This is a genomic window from Mycobacterium sp. WUMAC-067 (genome assembly GCF_020217485.1).
Lineage (GTDB): Bacteria > Actinomycetota > Actinomycetes > Mycobacteriales > Mycobacteriaceae > Mycobacterium.
In genome coordinates this window covers 1-2,018 of sequence record NZ_JAEKMI010000136.1, presented here as the reverse complement: position 1 = coordinate 2,018, position 2,018 = coordinate 1, and the positions used below count along the sequence as shown (strand labels likewise).

Genomic DNA, 2,018 nt, shown 5'->3' with positions numbered 1-2,018 from the left:
AATCCACCTGAAAGTCCGCCTCGAGCAGGAAAAACTCTGCCTGCTGGTAATGCTCGGGGTCCGCGCCGACGGCCGCAAGGAACTCGTCGCACTCACCGACGGCTACCGCGAATCGACCGAGTCGTGGGCCGATCTGCTGCGCGGCTGCCGCCGCCGCGGGATGCGCGCCCCGGCGTTGGCGGTCGGCGACGGTGCGCTCGGGTTCTGGAAGGCGCTGCGGGAGGTGTTCCCCGACACCCGCGAGCAACGCTGCTGGTTCCACAAGCAAGCCAATGTTCTTGCTGCGCTCCCGAAGTCGGCGCATCCGGGCGCGTTGGCGGCGATGAAGGAGATCTACAACGCGGAGGACATCGACAAGGCCCAGTTGGCGATCGCGGCGTTCGAACGCGACTACAGCGCGAAGTACCCGAAGGCGGTGAAGAAGATCACCGACGATGCCGACGTGCTGCTCGAGTACTTCCGGTATCCAGCCGAGCATTGGGTGCACCTACGCACCACCAACCCGATCGAATCCACCTTCGCCACAGTGCGATTGAGGACCAAAGTGACCAAGGGCCCGGGTTCGAGGGCGGCGGGGATGGCGATGGCCTACAAGCTGATCGAGGCCGCGCAGTCCCGGTGGCGGGCGATCAACGCGCCACACCTGGTCGCGCTCGTACGGGCCGGCGCTCTGTTCCACAAGGGCAAGCTCCTCGAACGGCCCGTCGATATCACCCCCGAACCGTCACCTGATTCGCCGGTGTCCGAGGTCGCCTGACGACCCTCGATCCACAGGATTTGACTATTTCTCAACCGCGTTCAATCACCCGGGCAGTCAAACCCATTCTTCGGGATTTGATGAGTTGGTACAGGCCACTGAAGCCGGCTCCGACGATCAGCATGTCGATGTACTTGGGGCTGTGCATAGTTGTTGTCCTCAGTGAGTGGTCGATTCGAGGGGTGCAGGTTACGCGGAAAGTGCAGTGCGCAGGCGCTGTCCGATCTCTGCGGCAACATCACGCGCAGCGCCGATGGCCGCGGGAAACGAATAGAAGCCATGAATCAGAGACGGATAGGGCAGGTGTTCGGCAGGGGTGCCGGATCGCTGTAGTGCAGCGACGTAGGCAAAACCTTCGTCGCGCAGTGGGTCGAAGCCAGCTGTGATCACCGTGGCGGAGGGGAGGCCGGCGTGGCTCTCTGCAAGAAGTGGAGACGCGTAGGGTTCACTTGCCCTGTCTGGATCGGGGAGATAGTGCGAGTAGAACCAATCAATGTCTGTTTTCTCGAGCATGTATCCTTCGGCATTGTCCACGCTCTTGGAGGGGTACTCGGTATCCGTTAGATCGACGTTGGGGTACAGCAGTGCCTGGTGCGCAATCTCGGGGCCGCCGCGGTCTCTCGCCATCAGAGTGACTACAGTGGCCAGGTTCGCACCTGCACTGTCGCCCGCCACAGCGAGTCTCTTGGGGTCGACGTTAACCTCCGCAGCGTGTTTAGCTACCCAGGTAATTGCAGCGAAACAGTCTTCAGGCGCTGACGGGTACGGATGCTCCGGAGCTAGGCGGTATCCAACGGATATGACCACCGCCCCAGCTTCGTTGGCAATCAGCCGACAGCCTTGGTCGGCAGTTTCGATAGATCCGATTACGAATCCTCCACCATGAAAGTAGACGACGGCGGGGAACGGGCCCACTCCCTGCGGGGTGTAAATCCTGACGGGAAGGTCTCCTGCGGGTCCTGGGATTGTGCTATCGATTACCGAATGCAAAGGCAGGCGCTCGCCCTGGGCGAAGATCGGGTCTGGAACTCTCAGACGAGCCTCCAGGACACTTCCTGCACATAGGGGAGGAAGGTTTTGACTGGCAACAACTGCCAGGATGGCGGCTGCATCCTTATCCAGCTTCACAGGTTACTCCTTGCAAGTTGTTCGTGTGGACAGCAACACCGACTCCGCTGTATGTCACGCGGAATCTGATGCTTGTCAGCGCTTCTGGACAGATCTCAAGGATTGGATTTCGACGAAACTGTAGTTTCGTACG

General features: G+C 60.7%; 2 protein-coding genes. One reads left to right on the top strand and one right to left on the bottom strand.

All coding sequences use genetic code 11. The features are described from left to right. Nucleotides 1-757 (top strand): IS256 family transposase (locus JF781_RS27840; protein WP_225341354.1); only part of this gene is annotated, 757 nt, incomplete at its 5' end. 189 nt (nt 758-946) lie between these two features. On the opposite strand, the gene JF781_RS27835 is transcribed toward JF781_RS27840, so the two are convergent. Next, nucleotides 947-1,885, bottom strand: coding sequence for an alpha/beta hydrolase (locus JF781_RS27835; RefSeq protein ID WP_070947256.1), 939 nt, complete (start codon nt 1,883-1,885; stop codon nt 947-949). Nucleotides 1,886-2,018 lie beyond the last annotated feature (133 nt).